At 59.7% G+C, this 17836-nt stretch carries 18 protein-coding genes; 9 read left to right on the top strand and 9 right to left on the bottom strand.

The features are described 5' to 3' along the window. The first annotated feature begins 2 nt into the window (after positions 1-2). The 7 genes from Q1A52_RS07955 to Q1A52_RS07925 all read left to right on the top strand — a co-directional run bounded on the left by Q1A52_RS07955 (position 3) and on the right by Q1A52_RS07925 (position 7774). The gene (locus Q1A52_RS07955) at positions 3-887 is read left to right on the top strand and encodes an ABC transporter permease (protein WP_300014941.1); all 885 of its coding nucleotides are present in this window, start codon (positions 3-5) and stop codon (positions 885-887) included. After that, a complete protein-coding gene (locus tag Q1A52_RS07950) occupies positions 887-1693 on the top strand; it encodes an ABC transporter permease subunit (RefSeq protein ID WP_300013241.1) in 807 nt (268 codons plus the stop codon). The genes Q1A52_RS07955 and Q1A52_RS07950 overlap by 1 nt, the downstream gene beginning before the upstream one ends. 87 nt (positions 1694-1780) lie before the next feature. Further along, positions 1781-3115, top strand: a complete 1335-nt coding sequence (locus Q1A52_RS07945) for a glutamine synthetase family protein (RefSeq protein ID WP_300013239.1) — start codon at positions 1781-1783, stop codon at positions 3113-3115. A 7-nt stretch (positions 3116-3122) separates the two neighbouring features. Beyond that, the gene (locus tag Q1A52_RS07940; RefSeq protein ID WP_300013237.1) at positions 3123-3800 is read left to right on the top strand and encodes a type 1 glutamine amidotransferase; all 678 of its coding nucleotides are present in this window, start codon (positions 3123-3125) and stop codon (positions 3798-3800) included. Beyond that, positions 3800-5158 (top strand): glutamine synthetase family protein, encoded by a 1359-nt coding sequence (locus Q1A52_RS07935; RefSeq protein ID WP_300013235.1) that lies wholly within the window; start codon positions 3800-3802, stop codon positions 5156-5158. The genes Q1A52_RS07940 and Q1A52_RS07935 overlap by 1 nt, the downstream gene beginning before the upstream one ends. A 32-nt stretch (positions 5159-5190) precedes the next feature. Further along, a complete protein-coding gene (locus Q1A52_RS07930; protein ID WP_300013233.1) occupies positions 5191-6495 on the top strand; it encodes an FAD-binding oxidoreductase in 1305 nt (434 codons plus the stop codon). Between the two features lie 88 nt (positions 6496-6583). Then, positions 6584-7774 carry an aminotransferase class I/II-fold pyridoxal phosphate-dependent enzyme gene (locus tag Q1A52_RS07925; RefSeq protein ID WP_300013231.1) on the top strand — a complete coding sequence of 397 codons (1191 nt, stop codon included), beginning with the start codon at positions 6584-6586 and terminating at the stop codon, positions 7772-7774. A 7-nt stretch (positions 7775-7781) separates the two neighbouring features. Here Q1A52_RS07925 and phaR read toward each other — a convergent pair whose 3' ends face one another. From phaR to Q1A52_RS07910, 3 genes are all read right to left on the bottom strand, one after another. Beyond that, entirely contained in the window at positions 7782-8345 is a 564-nt protein-coding gene (gene phaR, locus Q1A52_RS07920) for a polyhydroxyalkanoate synthesis repressor PhaR (protein ID WP_300013229.1), read from the bottom strand. A 135-nt stretch (positions 8346-8480) separates the two neighbouring features. Beyond that, complete coding sequence (locus Q1A52_RS07915; RefSeq protein WP_195822407.1) at positions 8481-8927, bottom strand: phasin family protein; 447 nt, start codon at positions 8925-8927, stop codon at positions 8481-8483. Positions 8928-9067: 140 nt separating this feature from the next. Next, positions 9068-10873: a class I poly(R)-hydroxyalkanoic acid synthase gene (locus Q1A52_RS07910; protein ID WP_300013227.1), complete on the bottom strand. Its 1806-nt coding sequence runs from the start codon at positions 10871-10873 to the stop codon at positions 9068-9070. A 109-nt stretch (positions 10874-10982) separates the two neighbouring features. Between Q1A52_RS07910 and phaZ the strand changes: the two genes are divergently transcribed. Continuing rightward, on the top strand, positions 10983-12260 hold the full coding sequence (gene phaZ / locus Q1A52_RS07905) for a polyhydroxyalkanoate depolymerase (RefSeq protein ID WP_300013225.1): 1278 nt from the start codon (positions 10983-10985) through the stop codon (positions 12258-12260). Positions 12261-12272: 12 nt separating this feature from the next. Here the strand turns inward: phaZ and Q1A52_RS07900 are convergent, their stop codons facing one another. The 6 genes from Q1A52_RS07900 to Q1A52_RS07875 form a co-directional block, all read right to left on the bottom strand. Beyond that, positions 12273-12983, bottom strand: a complete 711-nt coding sequence (locus Q1A52_RS07900) for an alpha/beta fold hydrolase (protein WP_300013223.1) — start codon at positions 12981-12983, stop codon at positions 12273-12275. A gap of 128 nt (positions 12984-13111) precedes the next feature. Next, positions 13112-13849, bottom strand: coding sequence for an ABC transporter substrate-binding protein (locus tag Q1A52_RS07895; RefSeq protein WP_300013221.1), 738 nt, complete (start codon positions 13847-13849; stop codon positions 13112-13114). A 68-nt stretch (positions 13850-13917) separates the two neighbouring features. Continuing rightward, positions 13918-15015: a transporter substrate-binding domain-containing protein gene (locus Q1A52_RS07890; RefSeq protein WP_300013218.1), complete on the bottom strand. Its 1098-nt coding sequence runs from the start codon at positions 15013-15015 to the stop codon at positions 13918-13920. Between the two features lie 114 nt (positions 15016-15129). Beyond that, complete coding sequence (locus Q1A52_RS07885; protein WP_300014938.1) at positions 15130-15744, bottom strand: hypothetical protein; 615 nt, start codon at positions 15742-15744, stop codon at positions 15130-15132. Between the two features lie 17 nt (positions 15745-15761). After that, on the bottom strand, positions 15762-16196 hold the full coding sequence (locus Q1A52_RS07880) for a VOC family protein (RefSeq protein WP_300013216.1): 435 nt from the start codon (positions 16194-16196) through the stop codon (positions 15762-15764). A 9-nt stretch (positions 16197-16205) separates the two neighbouring features. After that, entirely contained in the window at positions 16206-16958 is a 753-nt protein-coding gene (locus tag Q1A52_RS07875) for an alpha/beta hydrolase (protein ID WP_300013214.1), read from the bottom strand. 117 nt (positions 16959-17075) lie between these two features. On the opposite strand from Q1A52_RS07875, the gene Q1A52_RS07870 reads away from it, so the two are divergent. Next, a complete protein-coding gene (locus tag Q1A52_RS07870) occupies positions 17076-17834 on the top strand; it encodes a helix-turn-helix domain-containing protein (protein WP_300013211.1) in 759 nt (252 codons plus the stop codon). Positions 17835-17836 lie beyond the last annotated feature (2 nt).

Raw genomic sequence — 17836 nt, 5'->3', positions numbered from 1 at the left:
TTATTTTCAGTTTTTGTACAGATCCCAGTACATTGCCAGACTGGCAGTGGATGGCGTGCTACCTGACCACGGGCAAGCACATGTCGATCTATACTTCCGTCCTGACCGTGTTGCTGCTGCTGGGGATTACGGCGCCCATCGCGCTGGCATTCGGTTTCGGCGGCGCCACTGCGGCACGGTCCCAGATCACCCCGCTCAGATGGTTCGGGAAGACCTACATCGCCCTTGTCCGCGGCGTGCCAGATATTGCCTTTTTCCTGTTTTTCGTGATCGCGCTGGATCAGGCGGTCGAATATCTGCGCCACAAGGTTCTGTGCCCCGGCTGGGAGGCGCCCATTCGCCAGGGCAACGATTTCGTCGTCTGTCAGGCGGCCAAGATGCCGCTGGGCAACGCGCCACAGTGGGTGCATGAAAGCTATGGGTTTGGCCTCGCCGTCCTGACATTTGCCATCGTGTTCGGCGCGTTTGCCGCCAATGTTCTGTTCGGCGCAATGCGCGCGGTGCCGCGCGCGCAACTGGAGACCGCAGAAGCTTACGGCATGAGCCAGCGCCAGACCTTTTGGCGCGTCCTTGTCCCGCAGATGTGGGTCTATGCCCTCCCCGGCCTCAGCAACCTCTGGATGGTTTTGATCAAAGCAACGCCGCTTCTGTTCCTGCTGGGCGTCGAAGACATCGTCTATTGGGCCCGTGAACTGGGGGGCACGAAAACGCCCCGCTTTACCGACTATCCGCATGGCGACTGGCGCATGTGGTACTTCCTTGCCCTGCTGGTTTTCTACCTGCTCTTCACCCGCGTTTCGGAAATCGTCATGGCGCGGATCATGTCACGCCTGACCCATGGTCAGGCCACGGCAGGCGGCGAAGCCCAACGCAAGGCTGCCGCCTGATGTCTTGTCTGCAAATCATCCAGGACTATAGCCTGCGCGCCGTCGGCATCGGTGAACGGCTGCTGCCGCGCGAGGATTTCACGCTCTGTCACCAGTTCACCCTGATCGGCTCCGGCATGATCTGGAATGTTTATTTCGGTCTGGTGGCCCTTACGCTGGGCTTCTTTCTCGCCACGGCGCTGGCGATGGGCAAGGCATCCTCGCGCACGCTCTTTCGCAAACCCAGCGAGTGGTTCATTTTCCTGTTTCGCGGATCGCCACTCTTTATCCAGTTCTTCTTCGCTTACTTCCTGTTTTTGAACCTGAAATCGGTCCACCCGTTTTTTGAACCCTTCACCGCTGCATGGCTTGGCGCGCTGGTCGTGCTGTTCTTCAATACCGCCGCCTATTCCGCTGAGATTTTCTATGGTGCCCTGCTGTCGATCCCAAAAGGAGACGTCGAGGCCGCCGACGCCTATGGTCTCTCCGGCTGGTCCCGGTTCAGGCGTGTGGTCTGGCCTACGATGCTGCGTCTGGCGTGGCCGGGCTATACGAACGAGGCGATCTTTCTGTTTCAATCCACGGCGCTGGTGTTTTTCTCGGGCTTTCCGGCATGGCAACAACGGGGGGACGCGCTTTATTACGCAAGCTACTTCGCCGACAAGACGTTCAACCCCTTTGTGCCCTACCCCATTCTGGCCTTCTATTTCATCCTGCTGACCCTCGTGGTGATCAGTGTTTTCGGGTTTGTGAACAAACGGCTGAACCGGCATTTGCCGCAAAACACACGACAGAAAATCAGGTTGCGCCCGAACCTGATCCGGTAGTATCCATAATTTGATCAAATTATCTGTGGCGCTGGCCATGGGGTCGGCTTTGCCGCCGCGCTCACCAGCCCACTGCATCGGTGACCTATGAAGAACTGGCTCCGCAAGAACCCGCAAGTCCGCACCATTCGGGTGGCGGCTGCCGACCTCAATGGCCAGGCCCGCGGCAAACGCATTCCCTCGCGCTATGCGGATAAGGCGGTGGAGGGCGGCACGCGGTTTCCCATGTCCGTACTCAACCTCGACATCTGGGGCGAGGACATCGACGACAGCCCGCTGGTGTTTGAAAGCGGCGACAAGGACGGCGTTCTGAAGCCGACCGAGCGGGGTTTCATGCCGATGCCCTGGCTTGAGGCGCCAACCGCCCTGCTGCCGATCTGGATGTTTCACGAGGACGGCAAACCCTACGAGGGGGATCCGCGCCACGCCCTGCGGGCCGTGCTGGACCGTTACACCGCGCGCGGGCTGACGCCCGTCTGTGCCATGGAGCTGGAGTTCTTCCTGATCGACGATTCAGGGCGCAATCTGCAGGTGCCCCCCTCCCCACGGTCGGGCAAGCGCCGGGTCGCCGGCGAAATCCTGTCCCTGCGCGCCCTAGACCAGTTCGACACCTTTTTCACCGATCTCTACGACGCCTGCGAAGAGATGGATATCCCCGCCGACACCGCCATCTCAGAGGCTGGTCTGGGCCAGTTCGAGATCAACCTGATGCATTGCGATGACGCGCTGCGGGCGGCTGATGATGCATGGCTCTTCAAGATGCTGGTCAAAGGGCTGGCGAGGCGTCACGGGTTTGCGGCCAGCTTCATGGCCAAACCTTACGAGGATTATTCCGGTTCTGGCCTGCATGTGCATTTCTCGGTACTGGACGCCGACGGGCATAACATCTTTGACAATGGCGGTCCCGAGGGCACGGATGTCTTGCGCCACGCCGTGGCGGGCTGCCTGGATGCGATGCAAAGCTCAGCGCTTGTCTTTGCACCACACGCCAACAGCTTTGACCGGATGGTGCCGGGCAATCATGCGCCCACCGGTGTCAGCTGGGCCTATGAGAACCGCACTTCGGCCATTCGCATCCCCTCGGGTCCCTCCGCCGCGCGCCGCATCGAACACCGGGTGGCGGGCGGGGACGTGAACCCCTACCTCGTGCTGGCGGCCGTTCTGGGCGCCGCGCTCAACGGGATCGAGGACGCAGAGGACCCGCCCGCCCCCATCACCGGCAATGCCTATGCCGCCGATCTGCCACAGATCCCCGCAGACTGGCGCTCCGCGATTGATGCCTTTGAGGCGAGCCCGCAGATGAAACGCATCTTTGCGCCGGACCTCATTCGCAACTATGTGCTGACCAAGCGGCAGGAGCTGCACTACATGCAGGAACTCTCGCCCGCTGAGCAAGTTACCATTTACCTCGACACGGTATGAGACGGTTATGAAAATCGGAATCCTGATCACCGGCCACCCGCCCGATACAATGATGCAGGGGGGGCTCTACGATCAGTATTTCGCCCGTCTGCTGGACGGGCACAGATTTACCTTTGAGGGCTGGGCGGTTTGCGACGGCACCTTTCCCGACAGCGTGGAGGCGGCTGATGGCTGGCTGGTCACCGGATCGAAACACGGCGCGTATGAGGATCACGACTGGATCCCGCCGCTGGAAGCGTTCATTCGCGCCGCACATGCTGCGCACAAGCCGATGATCGGCGTCTGTTTCGGGCATCAGATCATCGCACAGGCCATGGGGGGCCGCGTCGAGAAATTCGGAGGCGGATGGGCCGTGGGCGCAACCGACTATGAGCTGAACGGCACCACGACGACCATCAATGCCTGGCATCAGGATCAGATTGTCGCAAAGCCGGACAGCGCAGAAGTCTTTGCCAGTAATGCCTTTTGCCAATACGCAGGCCTGCTCTATGGTGACCTGATGTGGACGATCCAGCCGCACCCCGAATATGACGCGGATTTCATCGACGGGCTGATCAAAACCCGAGGCAAGGGGGTAGTGCCGGATGCGCTGCTGAATGAGGCTAGTGCCCGGCTGCAGGCCCCCACCGACCGGATGGATGTGGCCGAGATGATGGCCGCGTTTTTCAAGAAAGAGAGGGCCTGATGGCCGACTGGACGCAAGAACTGCCTGCCGCCGCGCAGATCTATCTGGAAGGGCGCAGGCTGGACGAGGTGGAATGCATCATTTCTGACCTGCCCGGAATTGCCCGAGGCAAGGCGGTGCCCGCCTCGAAATTTGCTCGGCAGGATTACTTCCACTTGCCCGACAGCATCTTCTACCAGACGATCACCGGCGACTGGGGCGAAGCGGCGGGCGAGGACGGATTCATCGAAAAGGACATGATCCTCAAACCCGATATGACCACGGCCACCGCCGCCCCCTGGACCGGCGACTGGACGCTTCAGGTGATCCATGACGCTTATGACCGGGCGAACGTGCCGGTGCCCTTCAGCCCGCGCAACGTGCTCAAACGGGTCTGCCAGCTTTACCGCGACAAGGGGTGGGAGCCGATCGTGGCCCCGGAGATGGAATTCTTTCTGGTCGCGCGCAACATCGACCCGGCCCATGACATCAAGCCGATGATGGGCCGCTCCGGTCGCCCCGCCGCTGCACGGCAGGCCTATTCGATGACGGCCGTGGACGAATTCGGCCCGGTGATCGATGACATCTATGATTTTGCCGAGGCCCAGGGGTTTGAGATCGACGGTATCACACAGGAAGGCGGGGCGGGACAGCTGGAGATCAACCTCCGCCACGGCGATCCGGTCAAGCTCGCCGACGAGGTGTTTTATTTCAAACGCCTGATCCGCGAAGCCGCGCTGCGCCACGATTGCTTTGCCACCTTTATGGCCAAGCCGATTGCGGATGAACCGGGCAGTGCCATGCATATTCACCACTCCGTGCTGGACAGCGAAACCGGGGCCAATGTCTTTTCCGACAAGGACGCGGGCGAGACCGATGCCTTCATGCATTTCATCGCCGGGCTGCAAAACCACATGCCCGCAGCGCTGGCGGTGATTGCACCCTATGTGAACAGCTACCGTCGCTATGTGAAAGACCACGCCGCCCCGATCAATCTCGACTGGGGGCGCGACAACCGCACCACCGGCATTCGCATTCCGCTGTCCGGTCCTGAAGCGCGTCGGGTCGAAAACCGCCTCGCCGGGATGGATTGCAACCCTTACCTCGGGATCGCGGCGAGCCTGGCCTGCGGCTACCTCGGGATGACCCAGGGCAAGATGCCCGCCGCGGAATTCAAGGGGGACGCCTATGACGGCGACGGGGATATTCCGCGCGTCCTGGGGTCTGCACTGGATTTATTCGAGCAGGCGACAGAGTTGCACGAGGTGCTTGGATCGGAGTTTGCACGCGTCTACTCCATCGTGAAACGGGCCGAGTATGACGAGTTCCTGCAGGTCATCTCTCCTTGGGAGCGTGAACACCTGCTGATGAACGTCTGATCGCAGGCGCATTTCAAGGAAAGGGTGGTCCCTTGAACCTGCTTTACGCAAACGACACACTCGGGACCTACCCTGCCAGCTGGTACGCGGCCAGCACCCCGGCGCCCGCGCCCTTTGACAGTCTCAAGGGCGAGGTCAAGGCGGATGTCTGCGTGGCCGGCGCGGGCTACACCGGGCTGTCAGCCGCGCTGCATCTGGCGCAGGCCGGACGGCGGGTCGTGGTGCTGGAAGCACACCGTGTGGGGTTCGGAGCCTCCGGGCGCAACGGTGGGCAATTGGGCAGCGGACAGCGCGTCGATCAGCACGGACTGGAAAGCATGGTGGGCGATACCCAGGCCCGCGCGCTGTGGGACCTAGGCGAAGAGGCCAAGGCGCTGGTCAAATCGCTGATCCGGGACAACGCGATTGACTGTCACCTGAAACCCGGCGTGGCGTGGACAGGCTCGACAAAATCAGACGTTGCGTATTTGCATGACTACGCCGCACTGCTGAATGACAAATATGGATATGACGCGGTCGAAGCGCTGGACGCAGAGGCCTGCCGGGCAATCTGCCCCTCGCCGGACTACAAGGGCGGCCTGTTGGATATGGGGGCAGCACATCTGCATCCGTTGGCCTTTGCATTCGGCCTGGCACATGCGGCGACGGCTGCGGGCGTGACAATTTACGAACGGTCCTGTGTGCACGGGCTGGAGCACGGGGCGCCGGCAACCCTCCGCACGGATGCCGGACGGGTTGTAGCGGATCACGTGATCCTGGCCTGCAATGGATATCTGTCGTCCCTCGCGCCTTCCGTCTCTGCCCGCGTCATGCCGATCAACAACTTCATCGTGGCCACCGAACCGCTGGGAGATCAGGCTCACCGGGTTTTGGCCCGGGATGTGGCTGTCGCCGACAGCCGGTTTGTGGTGAATTACTTCCGGCTCAGCCATGACGGCCGCCTGCTGTTCGGCGGTGGCGAAAGCTACGGGTACAAATTCCCGCGCGACATCGCCGCAACGGTGCGCAAACCGATGGAAACGGTCTTTCCGCATCTCAAGGGCGTCAAGGTGGATTACGCCTGGGGCGGCACGCTGGGGATCACGATGAAACGCTTTCCCTATCTGGCGCGGGTTGCGCCCAACATTCTGTCGGCCTCCGGATATTCCGGCCATGGCGTCGGGACCGCAACGCACGCAGGCAAGCTGATGGCGCAGACCATTGAGGGAGAGACGGACGGGTTTGACACGATGCGCAGTATCCCCACGCCTGCGTTCCCGGGCGGCGGAGCGTTGCGCACACCGCTGCTGGTGCTGGCCATGAGCTGGTACGCCCTTCGCGACCGGCTTGGTTTCTGACGCGGGGCGCGACTTTACAAACTATTTACTTGGCGTGGTGGATTGGTTGTTTTAGAATTTCCAAAAGTCACATTAAGGAAATCCGAATATGACGCTTCCTGACATGCACACTGCTGAACCCATTCCCGAAGCCGCCCGTGCGGAGATCGAGCGTTTGCTGCAAACCGGAGATCTCTTTCGCTACACTGCCGCCTCAGATGCCCCCGTGGCCCTGCTGGAGGCGGAGTTTGCCGCGCTGATGGGCAGCAAATATGCGCTGGCCGTGTCCTCCTGTTCGGCAGCCCTCTTCCTCTCCCTCAAAGCGCTGGATCTGCCTCGGAGCGCGCGGGTACTGATCCCCGGCTTTACCTTCGCCGCGGTGCCGTCTTCGGTCGTTCATGCGGACTGCACACCCGTGCTCTGCGAAGTCGGCGAAAACTATCGCATCGATCTTGCGGATTTCGAAGCAAAGCTGGCGGACGATATCAAGGCCGTCATCATCAGCCACATGCGGGGGCATACCTCGGACATGGACGCGATCATGAGGCTCTGCGCCGCAGCGGATATCCCCGTGATCGAAGACGCCGCGCACTCCCTTGGTACGCTCTGGCGCGGGCAGAAGATCGGCACCATCGGCAAGGTCGGCTGCTTTTCTTTTCAGTCCTACAAGATGGTCAACGCAGGTGAAGGCGGCATTCTGATCACCGATGACGCCGATCTTGTGGCCCGCGCGATCATCATGTCGGGCGCTTACGAACACAACTGGAAGAAACACCCTGTGCTGCTGGAAGCCTTTTCCCGCCATCAAAACAAGCTGCCGCTCTACAATCTGCGTCTGAACAACCTGTCAGCCGCGCTGATCCGCCCGCAACTGGATGCCCTGGCACAGCGGGTGCGAGATGGGCGGCGCAATCACGACTACGTGGCGGACCGGCTGAACCGCTCCCCCTTCATCGACGTGCCTGCGCCGCTGGAGGGCGAAGAGCGCGCGCCCGACAGCATTCAGTTCAACATGGTCGGTCTGGAGGACGCCACCATTGCCGCCTTTGCGCGCAGGGCTGAGGCCGCCGGGGTCAAAGTGCAGGTCTTCGGTCAGAGCGCGGACAATGCGCGGGCTTTCTGGAACTGGCAGTTCATCGAGGATCTGCCCGAGCTGCCGCGCACCCGTGCCATGCTGATGCGGGCCTGCGATGTCCGGTTGCCTGTTCGCTTGTCCCGCGCGGAACTGGATGCTGTCGCAGACGTGCTGCTGAACGCCATTGAGAGCGTTACGGCAGACGCGCAGCCCGCCGTGGCGTGATGATCGGTTACTTCAACTTGGAGAGTTTGTTCTGAAGCTCTGCCAGCTGCTGTTTGATCGCGTCGAGGTCTTCGCCCTTTTCAGGGTCTGATGACGCGGCATCCTCGTCCGGCGCCTTCCAGCCGCTGCCGCCGCCCAATCCCCCGGTCATCGCCTTCATGAAGGCCTGTTGTTGCGCCTGCATCAGTTCGAACCCCGGCATCTTAGCCATCGGGTTCATCGCGCTCATCTTGTCCATCATCTGGCTCTGACCGTCGCGCAGCATCTCAAAGGACGCCTGCAGGAATTGCGGCACAACGCTGGCACCCGGTGTCATGTAACTGCGCACCAGATCATTCAGCACATCCACCGGCAGGACACTTTCCCCGCGGCTTTCATGTTCGGCAATGATTTGAAGCAGGTACTGACGCGTCAGGTCGTCGCCCGACTTCAGATCGACGATCTGCACCTCCCGGCCCGCGCGGATCAGCGTGGCAATATCGTCCAATGTCACATAGTCGCTGGTTTCAGTGTTGTAGAGACGCCGGCTTGCGTATCGCTTGATCAGCAATGGTTTGTCTTTATCCGCCACACGACTTCTCCCTCATCCTGCGCTGCATTGCAGCTTAGGACACAGATTTGTAAAAAGAAAGGGCGGGCTCTTAAAAAGCCCGCCCTCAAAGTTTGCGCCATTCAGGGAGGAAGTTGGCGCTAACTGGGATACTACTTACTTCGCAGTTGCTGCTTTTTTGACCGCAGCTGTTGCCTCTTTGGTGGCTTTTTTCACGGCGGCAGACGCGTCTTCGCTCATGTCTTTGCCGGCAGCCATCATCAGTTCAACTGTTTCCATCTGCGCTTTTTTCGCAACTTCAGCGAACGCGGCCATGTGCTCAGCAGCTGTCTCGGAATATGCGGAAGCGAAATCGGTCATTGCTTTTGCATAGTCAACGGGCTCTGCTTTGGCTTTGGACATCTCTGCCAGTTTGGCCAGGGTGTCTTGGGTCCACTTGCTGGAGATTTCGGTGGATTTCTCTGCAGCTGTCAGGGCCACGCCGGACAGTTTTTCGTTCAGGCTGGCTGTTGTCTTGAACGCGTCTTCCATGGCTGCTGTGTCAACCGGGAATGCGCCCATAACGTCTTTGAGCATCGCTGTCATGTCAGGTGTCTTTGTCATTTCTACAATCCTTTGTCGCTTGCGGGATCATCCCCGCGTTTCTGCGTCTGCAACAGGATATATATGCCGCAACGCAGCATTTCAAGTGTTTTTTCTGCATTGCAGCATTTTAATTGACTTGGCGGAAACCGCTATTGAAATCAGAGAGTTGCCTTCTTGGCCACATAGGTTCCAGGCGCATCGCAGAGTACCGGATGGCTCGAATCTCCTGGTATGCGTGCGGGAATCATCTTGCCCGCGCGCTTTTTCAGCCAGCTTTCCCACCGCGGCCACCAGGACCCTTCGTGGAAATCGGCCCCCGCAAGCCAGTCCGCATAATCCAGCTTCAGATCAGGGTTGGTGTAGTGTCCGTACTTGTTCCGGGTCGGCGGGTTCACAATCCCGGCAATATGGCCCGATTGGGTCATGATGAAGGTCTTATCCTTTGACCCCATCTGTTGAATGCCGCGGTAGCTGTCTTTCCAGGCGGCGATGTGATCCGTCTCGCAGGCGATGGCACAGAGCGGGACATCGACATCGCCTAGGGTGAGCTTGTGCCCGAGCAGATCAAACCCACCCTGCGCCAGTTCATCCCGCTGGCACAACCCGCGCAGATATTGCATCGACATCTTGCCGGGCAGGTTGGCCCCGTCGCCGTTCCAATAGAGCAGATCGAACGCGGGTGGGGTCTCCCCCATCATATAGCTCTTGATCGCGGGGCCATAGATCAGATCATTGGATCGCAAAAAGGAAAACGTCCGCGCCATGATGACCGAGGGCAGCACGCCCTTGTCCTCGATCTCTTCTTCGATCCCGTCAATAAAGTCATTGGTCAGGAAGGGCGCGAATTCGCCCTGATCCGAAAAATCGGTCAGCGCCGTAAAAAAGGTCGCGGATTTGACGGATTTATCGCCGTTCTGCTTCAGCAGCGACAGGGTCAGCGCAAGTGTCGTACCGGCAATGCAATAACCGATGGCATTGACCTGCTTTTCGCCGGTGATGGCTTTGATTTCTGCAATCGCGGTCAAGTAGCCGTCTTCGATGTACTCTTCCATACCGATATCGCGATATGTGGGATCGGGATTGACCCAGGACACGACAAAGACAGTATGACCCTGATCCACCAGCCATTTCACAAGGCTGTTCTGCGCCTTGAGGTCGAGAATGTAGAATTTGTTGATCCAAGGCGGGAAGATCACCAGCGGCGTTTTATGGACCTCCTCGGTGCTGGCCGTGTATTGGATCAATTCCATCATCCGATTGCGGAACACCACCTTGCCCGGCGTCGTGGCAATGTTGCGTCCCAACTCAAAAGCGGTCTCATCCGCAAGCTTGACGACCAGTTCACCCTTGTTCGCCTCAAGATCATGGATCAGGTTTTCAAGACCCTGAACCAGGCTCTGCCCCTCTGTCTCCAACGCCTTTTCCAGCGCGTCCGGGTTCGTCGCCAGAAAATTGGTCGGCGACATCAGATCCACGATCTGTCGGGCGAAGTAGGTCAGCCGGTTTTTCTCCGACGGATCGAGGTCGGTCACGTCCTGTACGGCGGTCGTCAGCGCTTCGGCGTTAATGAGGTACTGTTTCTTGACGTAATTGAAGTAGGGATGCGTTTCCCAGAGCGGATTCGCAAAGCGTCTGTCCTTTGGGCCGGGGTCCTCCGGTGCCGTCAATTTGCCCTTGGCCAGTTCTTGCTGCGCCTGCACAAATTGTTTCATTGTATCGGCCCAATAGGTCATCTGGTGCTCAAAAACCTTCGCGGGATTGTTAACGGCCTCGGCCCAATAAGCCTGTGCCGCACGACCGAATAACTCTTGATTCGGCCCATCTAACGCTGGGTTATGGGTCTGACGGTTGGTTAACACCCGCTGCAATCGTTCCGACAGTTCCTCCACTTTCTGGAGGTTTTCAGTCATCCTCTCAAGTGTTTCACCCGAGGGGATCACGTCGTCGCCGGAATGTGTTGTCATGTTAACCTTTCCCTCGTATGTTTGCAGTTGCAGCATAAAGTCGTTGGCTTCAGGGGGCGAAGCGACTGCGTGTACCCGGTGCGCCCGGATTGTAACAAGGAGACCCCTTATGCGCTATATGGCGACATACGACTTGATGGAGACGATGCGCAACACGAACCAATGGCTCGGCGCGACCGCCCTCGCCATGGCAGCCTACCCTGCTTTCTCCTTGATTCCAAACCCTGCCTTCGCCTGGATGCAGGCCTGGGGCGAAGTCACGGAACGCACCTTTCAGCGCATGATCGTGAAGCCTGACTGGAATATTCCTGCGGTCCCGACCAAAGACGGTCAGGACCACACGGTCAGAACCGAGATCGTCGTAAAGCGCGACTTTGGCGATTTGCTGCATTTTGAAGTCCCGGGGCGGGATACGCCCGAGCGCAAGGTGCTGCTGGTGGCACCGATGTCAGGGCACTATGCCACGCTGCTCCGCTCCACCGTGATCAGTCTGCTGCCGGATGCGGACCTTTACATCACAGACTGGCACAATGCGCGGGACATCCCGGTCAGCGCCGGGAAGTTCGATATCGAAGATTACACGCTCTATCTCGTGGATTTCCTGAAAGAGCTTGGCCCCGACACGCATGTAATCGCCGTGTGCCAGCCCGCCCCGCTGACGCTGGCCGCGACCGCCTATCTGGCCGAGGAAGACCCCAAGGCGCAGCCGCGCAGCCTAACGCTGATCGGCGGGCCCATTGACCCGAATGCGACGCCCACGGATGTCACGGACTTTGGTCATCGCATGACGATGGGCCAGCTTGAAGAGATGATGATCCAGCGTGTGGGCTTCAAGTATCCCGGCGTGGGCCGGATGGTCTACCCGGGCCTTCTGCAGCTTAGCTCCTTCATCTCGATGAACGCCGAGACACATGCGAAGGCCTTCACCGACCAGATCGGGCGCGTGGCGCGCGGCGAAGGGACAGATCACGACAAACACAACAAATTCTACGATGAGTATCTGGCGGTCATGGACATGACGGCGGAATTCTATCTGTCGACCGTGGAACGCATCTTTAAGAATGGCGAGATCGCCAAGAACGAATTCACCGTTGCCGGTAAGCAGGTGGATATTGGCAAGATCACCACGGTTGCCGTCAAGACGGTCGAGGGGTCCAAGGATGATATCTCAGCCCCCGGCCAATGCATTGCGGCGCTCGACCTCTGCACCGGCCTGCCGGACGACAAAAAGGCCAGCCACGTCGAAGACGGCGCGGGCCACTACGGGATTTTCGCGGGCAAAAGCTGGCGCCGGAACATTCGCCCGCTTGTGCTCGACTTCATCGACGCCAACAGTGGCAAGCCTGCCCGCAAGCCGCGCAAGGCGGCCAACAAGAACGCCGCCTGACCCCGGCGGCGCCTAGCGCAGCACCAGCGGTAACCCCATCCAATCCCGCAGCGCCTGCGTGGTCTCGTCCGGCTGTTCCAGCGTGGGCAGATGGCCGGCGTTCGGCAGCACCTTCAGGGTCGCATAAGGGATGAGTTCGGACATGAACTCGTGCCGCTTGACCGGGCAGAGCGCGTCATGGGCACCGCAAAGCACCAATGCCGGCACCTTGCATTTGCGCAACGTGCTCTGCTGATCCCGCCTGCGTTGCAGCGCGCGCGACTGACGGACAAAGACCTCAGGCCCCAACGCGTCGGCCATATCCATCACCAGATCAAGCACCGCCTGCTGATGCGGGCCGGGCGCCAGGTAGTTCGGCTTCATCTCCTCGCGCATCACGTCGAGCATCCGCCCGGTACGCGCGGCCACGATCTGCGGTTCACGCGCTGCGGCGACCTGGGGTGTTTCGGCCAGCGGGTTGGTGTCCATCAAGGCGATGCGCGTCACCCGATCCGGCGCGCGGCGCAGGATTTCCATGGCGACGATGCCGCCCATGCTCAGACCGGCCAGAGCAAACCGTCCGGGCAACTGATCCAGCAGGCCGGAGGCGATCTCTTCCACCCGTTCACCTTGCGTGATCGGACCAACCATCACCGCCGTATCCGACGATAGTGCCGCGATCTGCGGCCCAAAAAGCCGCGCGTCACACATCAGGCCGGGCAGCAGAACCAGAGGTTCAGCCATATCGCCTCCCGATGGCCGCAATGGTGATGGCGGTGGTCATATCCTGCCCCGTTGCCTCATGATTTTCCGGCAGTTTTACCCGCTATGCGCGCAATCACAAGGTCCGTCCTGAGCGACTTCGGAAAATCTCAGCCTTTCAGCTGATCCCAATAAATCGAAAGATGGCGGGAAACGATTTCGGTATACCTGTCTGTCTGTTTCAGCTTCGCCAACCCTGCATTGAAGCGATACAGCAGCGCGGTGCCGCGCCAATGTGTTTTGGAAATCACCACGTGCAGCGACTGGGTGGACACCGGACGGGAAAGCGGCACAACCTCTTCCGTCAGATCCGCTGCAAACATCTGCTGCACCCCCAGGAATTCATTCACCGCGACCGCGTCAACCTCTCCCGACATCAGCAAATCGAAACACTCCCGCGGCGTCGCGGGTTGCCTGAGCGTTATTAGATCGTTGCTGATCCATTTGCGATCCGGACGGTCCAGATCATGCGTGAAGTAACCGGCAGGCCGGCATAAAACCCGACCGGAAACATCCGCATCCTTCTCGAAAGCAAACTCGTTGTCGGCGCGCACAAAGAGGAGGATTACCAGGTCCACAACCGGGTCAGAAAAATGGAAGTCAACGCAACGCGCATCGTCCTGCTGATATGTATCGCAATCGGGCCGGAACCATGGAAAGCCCATGTCCGCGTGCTTTTCCCGGATCAGATCAAGATGCACTGACCAGTCATCCAGCCACTCGATATCATGCGATTCCGACTCCGGGCTGAGCGCCAGCGCCGCTTCAACCAGTTCCGTGACCATACCCTGCTGCGACCACGCCGCATCTGTGAAGGGCGCATAGTCCGAACCGGTCAGCAGTCGCATCTCGGCATCTGCTGGTCCGACATTCGCACATGCCAATGCGGCACATAGTGCAGACAGCTGCGCAAGTCTCACAGGCCGGCCCAGACGCCGCGCAGATGAAGATCAACAATTTCCTGATACCGACCGGAACGGCGCATCGCCCGCAGTCCCGTGTTTATCCTGTCCAGAATGGCTTCGGCGCGCGGATTGTTCCGGGAAACAACAGCATGCAGTGTCACGATGTCGAGCGGGGTGCTGGTCAGCGCGACGATGTGATCGGCACGCCCGATACTTGCGACAACCGAACGGCCAGTGAATTCATTGACCACGACCGCATCGACCTCACCATTCATAAGCAGATCAAAACAAGCCTCGACCGTCGGGGCGCGCAGAAGAGTAACCTGCCCGTCGCGCAGCCAATTTCTGTTCTGAGCGTCCAGCATGAACGTCATGCGCCCCGCAGCACGACAAAGGTGCCGCCCCTCGATGTCCTGTGCACTGTTCAAGGGGACCGGACGTTCCGCATCGACAAAGAGCACCATCAGCATCTCGAACATCGGGTCAGAAAAGACGTAGTTCTGACAAAGCTCTTGTGCAACCCCATCGTTGCAGTCCGGCTTTGGCCAGGGATAGGAGACATCCATCAGGGCCTCGGTCAATAGCGGCGAAAGATGCGATCCCCAGTCATTGATGCGAAAGACCTCGACCGGGGCATCCGAGGCAGATGTTTCAAGGATGGCCGTCATGACCTCGGTCATCATGCCACCGCCCGCCAGCGTTTCATCCGAGAAAGGCGGCTGATCGTTACCGGTGATCACACGAAGCGCCACAGCAGGCTCGGGCGGTCTGTCCGCCGGTGTATCCAAGGCGGCTTGCTGTGTCGTGGCTTGAAGCGGTTCAATCTGGCTGAAAACCGAAGCCGGTCCAGAGAGCCCCTGCGGCAGACCGCCAATGCAGGATAGCGTCAGCTCCGCGCCAACCAGAATCTTATCCGGGTCATCGCCGATTGTCCCTTTGTTGTCAGCATGGATGCGCGTCCAGACGCCAGCGTCTTTGTAGAGCCTGTTGGCAATCAGCGACAAGCTGTCCCCGCGCGCCACCTCGTAACTGCCCCCGCAGATTTCCGCTGCCGATTGTCCTGCGCCAAATGCGCCAATGAATCCTGCGACAAGGCACAACCGCCTCATGGATCATCCCCCCAAAGATGAAACTGGCGACACTTTGCCTAAGTCACTGCTTCGGTCAACAATCAATCAACATATTGTGGCTAAAATCTTAAAATCACACCACATGTTCTATTTTTACGGGAAGTTTATGCCGCGAAAAGGTGGAAAGTCTGCATAGCGGGCCTGCCGTTCGTCCAGCGATTCGCCCGGTTCAGTACCTGAGCGCAGCAACATCCCCCTTGGCGCGATATAGCTGGAGATTGTGCGCAGCGGCACAGGTCGCCACACTAGGTTGAACGCGGCCAGCTTGGGAAAAAACCACAGTTCAGAATAGGGCAGATGATCGTGAATCCACCACGCTAAATCCCGCCAGTCGCGGCCCGCCTCATACCGATCCGTAAACCAAGGAATGGCCATCGACGTGCCCGCCACCGCCTTGTCACCGCGGCCGATATCCCAGATATGGCATTCGATCGGGTTGTCGTTGGCCGCGCAGTTCAGTTTGTGCGCGTTGCCGTATCCATTCAACGTGGGCGAGCGGTATCCCGACCGGATGGCGAGGCGGCCAAAGGTCTCTTCCAGCGGATCCAGCAGTTCGGTGCACAGCATGCGCCCGTTCTCGATGGTCAGCTCCGGGTCGGGTGGCACGTTGGGCACCCCATGCATGTTGCTGATCTCTGAGTAGAGGAAATCGCGCATGTAGAAATGCTTTGACAGACGCACCCGGCCCAGCGTTTCAAGGCTCCACATGGATTTGGGGCTGCGCATCAGCTGTCCCCGTAGCCCAACCACCGAAATGCGCCGTCCTCTCTTAAGGGGGAAAAGGGGTTGTGTGCGATTTCCCAGATGTGGCCCTCGGGGTCGGCGAAATAGCCATGGTGCCCGCCCCAGAACACATCCTGTGCGGGCTTGAGGACCTTAGCGCCCGCAGCCTCTGCCCGCGCCAAAAGCGGGGCGACGTCCTCTTTTTCGGGCAGGTTGTGGGTGAAGGTACTGGCGCCATACCCAAGATCCGTCAGCGGGACACCGATGTCTTCTGCAAGCTTGTCCAACGGGTAGAGCCCAAGGGTCTGGCCAATCAGGTCATAGGCGATCACCCCGTCCGGCGAGGGCGTGCGTTGCCAGCCCAAGGCGTCGTAAAACGCTGCCAGTGCCGCGATGTCGCGCGCGCCAAGCGTGATGAGACTGATCCGCTGGTCCATGTGACCCTCCTACTTCGTTGCATCCAAAATATCGACAATTGCGTCTTCGATCAGCCCCAGGCACGGACCGTCTGAAAACCGGTGGTCTGCATCCTTGACGAGCGTAAGACGCATGTCCGGGCAAGTCGCATGCTCCATCAGGCGGAGGGCGGTTTCCGTGCTGACAGCGGTATCTGCCGTACCCTGCAGGCAGCGCACTGGGAACGGCAGATCAAGCGGCGCGCGCAAAACGAGATTGCGCCGCCCGTCCTCGATCATCCGCCGCGTCACGATGTAGGGTTCCATGTAGTCGGACGGGATCTCCACCTGGCCCTGCGCCATCACCTGCTGCCGTTGGGCCTCGGAAAACCCGGCCCAATAGCTGTCCTCTGTAAAGTCTGGAGCCGCTGCAATGGTGACCAGACCCGCCAGCCGATCCGATATCCGCCGGGCCAGCAAAAGCGCCTGCCAGCCTCCCATGGAGGATCCGACCGGGATGATCGGCCCCTCCGTCAGACCTGCGACGATGGCCGCGGTATCTTCTGCCCAATCCCCGATGGCGCCCTCTTCGAAGGTCCCGGAGGACTGGCCATGCCCGGAGTAGTCGAACCGCAGGAAAGCTCGGCCCTCGCGCCGCGCCCACTCCTCAAGATGCAGCGCCTTGGTGCCTTCCATATCGGATTTGAGCCCGCCCAGAAACACGACCCACGGGCCTGCACCCGGGGTGCGATGATAGGCAAGCCGTCGGCCCTGCGGGCCATCGAAGAAGCTTGGAGAGGTCATTCGGGGTGTCCTTTTTGGCTGCGATCATGTGCGCAAGCCCATTGGCCCGCAATCCATTTTATACTTTTTATAGGTTACTACATTGTCACGTGACTAATAAGTAACCTATAAGAAGCTATGGATTCGATTTTCAAAGCCTTGGCCGACCCCACGCGCCGGACGCTGCTGGACAGCCTGCGTGCCAAACCGGGACAGAGCCTTCTTGATCTGCAAGGCCAGCTCGACATGTCGCGATTTGGCGTGATGAAGCATCTGGGCGTGCTGGAAGAAGCCAAGCTGATCGTGACCCACAAGAAAGGCCGGTTCAAATACCACTACCTCAACGCCCTGCCCCTGGAGGAAGCGATAGACCGCTGGGTGGAGCCCCTGCTCCAGCAACCGGCGGCACGAGCGGTGCTAAATCTTAAAACTCAACTTGAAGGAACACCGAAGATGACCAAACCCGATTTCATGATGCAGACCTATATTCACTGCACCCAGGACGCGCTGTGGCATGCTTTGACGGACGCCGAGGCCAATGCCGCCTACAACTTCGTGGCGGGCAGCTGCGTGCGAGAAGACAACAAGCTGATCCTGAAATTCGAGGACGGCACGCCGATGCTGATCCTGACGGAGACCAAGCTGACCCCCAAAACCCGGATTGAGAGCACATTCGAGCCGCATTGGGCCGGACCGGAGGTGCCGCTGGAGCATTCGCGCTTTGTCTATCTGATTGAACCGCAGGGTGAAAACTGCATGCTCACGCTTGAGCACTATGACATTCCCGCCGGTCAGGAAGGCGTGGCAGATGGCTGGCACCGCACCCTCGCTGGCCTGAAGACATGGCTGGAGACCGGGCAATCGGTGCGCTTTTCGCACGCAGAAGCGGAGGGGTGAGC

It is taken from the genome of uncultured Roseobacter sp., from assembly GCF_947488185.1.
Classification (GTDB): Bacteria; Pseudomonadota; Alphaproteobacteria; order Rhodobacterales; family Rhodobacteraceae; genus Roseobacter.
Note: the sequence above shows the minus strand (reverse complement) of the source record. Positions and strands in the feature narration are given on the sequence as shown.

Coding starts and splice junctions, on each gene's coding strand:
- Q1A52_RS07950 (WP_300013241.1), top strand. CDS start 887: ATGTCTTGTCTGCAAATCATCCAGGACTATAGCCTGCGCGCCGTCGGC.
- Q1A52_RS07945 (WP_300013239.1), top strand. CDS start 1,781: ATGAAGAACTGGCTCCGCAAGAACCCGCAAGTCCGCACCATTCGGGTG.
- Q1A52_RS07940 (WP_300013237.1), top strand. CDS start 3,123: ATGAAAATCGGAATCCTGATCACCGGCCACCCGCCCGATACAATGATG.
- Q1A52_RS07935 (WP_300013235.1), top strand. CDS start 3,800: ATGGCCGACTGGACGCAAGAACTGCCTGCCGCCGCGCAGATCTATCTG.
- Q1A52_RS07925 (WP_300013231.1), top strand. CDS start 6,584: ATGACGCTTCCTGACATGCACACTGCTGAACCCATTCCCGAAGCCGCC.
- Q1A52_RS07915 (WP_195822407.1), bottom strand. CDS start 8,927: ATGACAAAGACACCTGACATGACAGCGATGCTCAAAGACGTTATGGGC.
- Q1A52_RS07910 (WP_300013227.1), bottom strand. CDS start 10,873: ATGACAACACATTCCGGCGACGACGTGATCCCCTCGGGTGAAACACTT.
- phaZ (WP_300013225.1), top strand. CDS start 10,983: ATGCGCTATATGGCGACATACGACTTGATGGAGACGATGCGCAACACG.
- Q1A52_RS07900 (WP_300013223.1), bottom strand. CDS start 12,983: ATGGCTGAACCTCTGGTTCTGCTGCCCGGCCTGATGTGTGACGCGCGG.
- Q1A52_RS07895 (WP_300013221.1), bottom strand. CDS start 13,849: ATGCGACTGCTGACCGGTTCGGACTATGCGCCCTTCACAGATGCGGCG.
- Q1A52_RS07890 (WP_300013218.1), bottom strand. CDS start 15,015: ATGAGGCGGTTGTGCCTTGTCGCAGGATTCATTGGCGCATTTGGCGCA.
- Q1A52_RS07885 (WP_300014938.1), bottom strand. CDS start 15,744: ATGTGGAGCCTTGAAACGCTGGGCCGGGTGCGTCTGTCAAAGCATTTC.
- Q1A52_RS07880 (WP_300013216.1), bottom strand. CDS start 16,196: ATGGACCAGCGGATCAGTCTCATCACGCTTGGCGCGCGCGACATCGCG.
- Q1A52_RS07875 (WP_300013214.1), bottom strand. CDS start 16,958: ATGACCTCTCCAAGCTTCTTCGATGGCCCGCAGGGCCGACGGCTTGCC.
- Q1A52_RS07870 (WP_300013211.1), top strand. CDS start 17,076: ATGGATTCGATTTTCAAAGCCTTGGCCGACCCCACGCGCCGGACGCTG.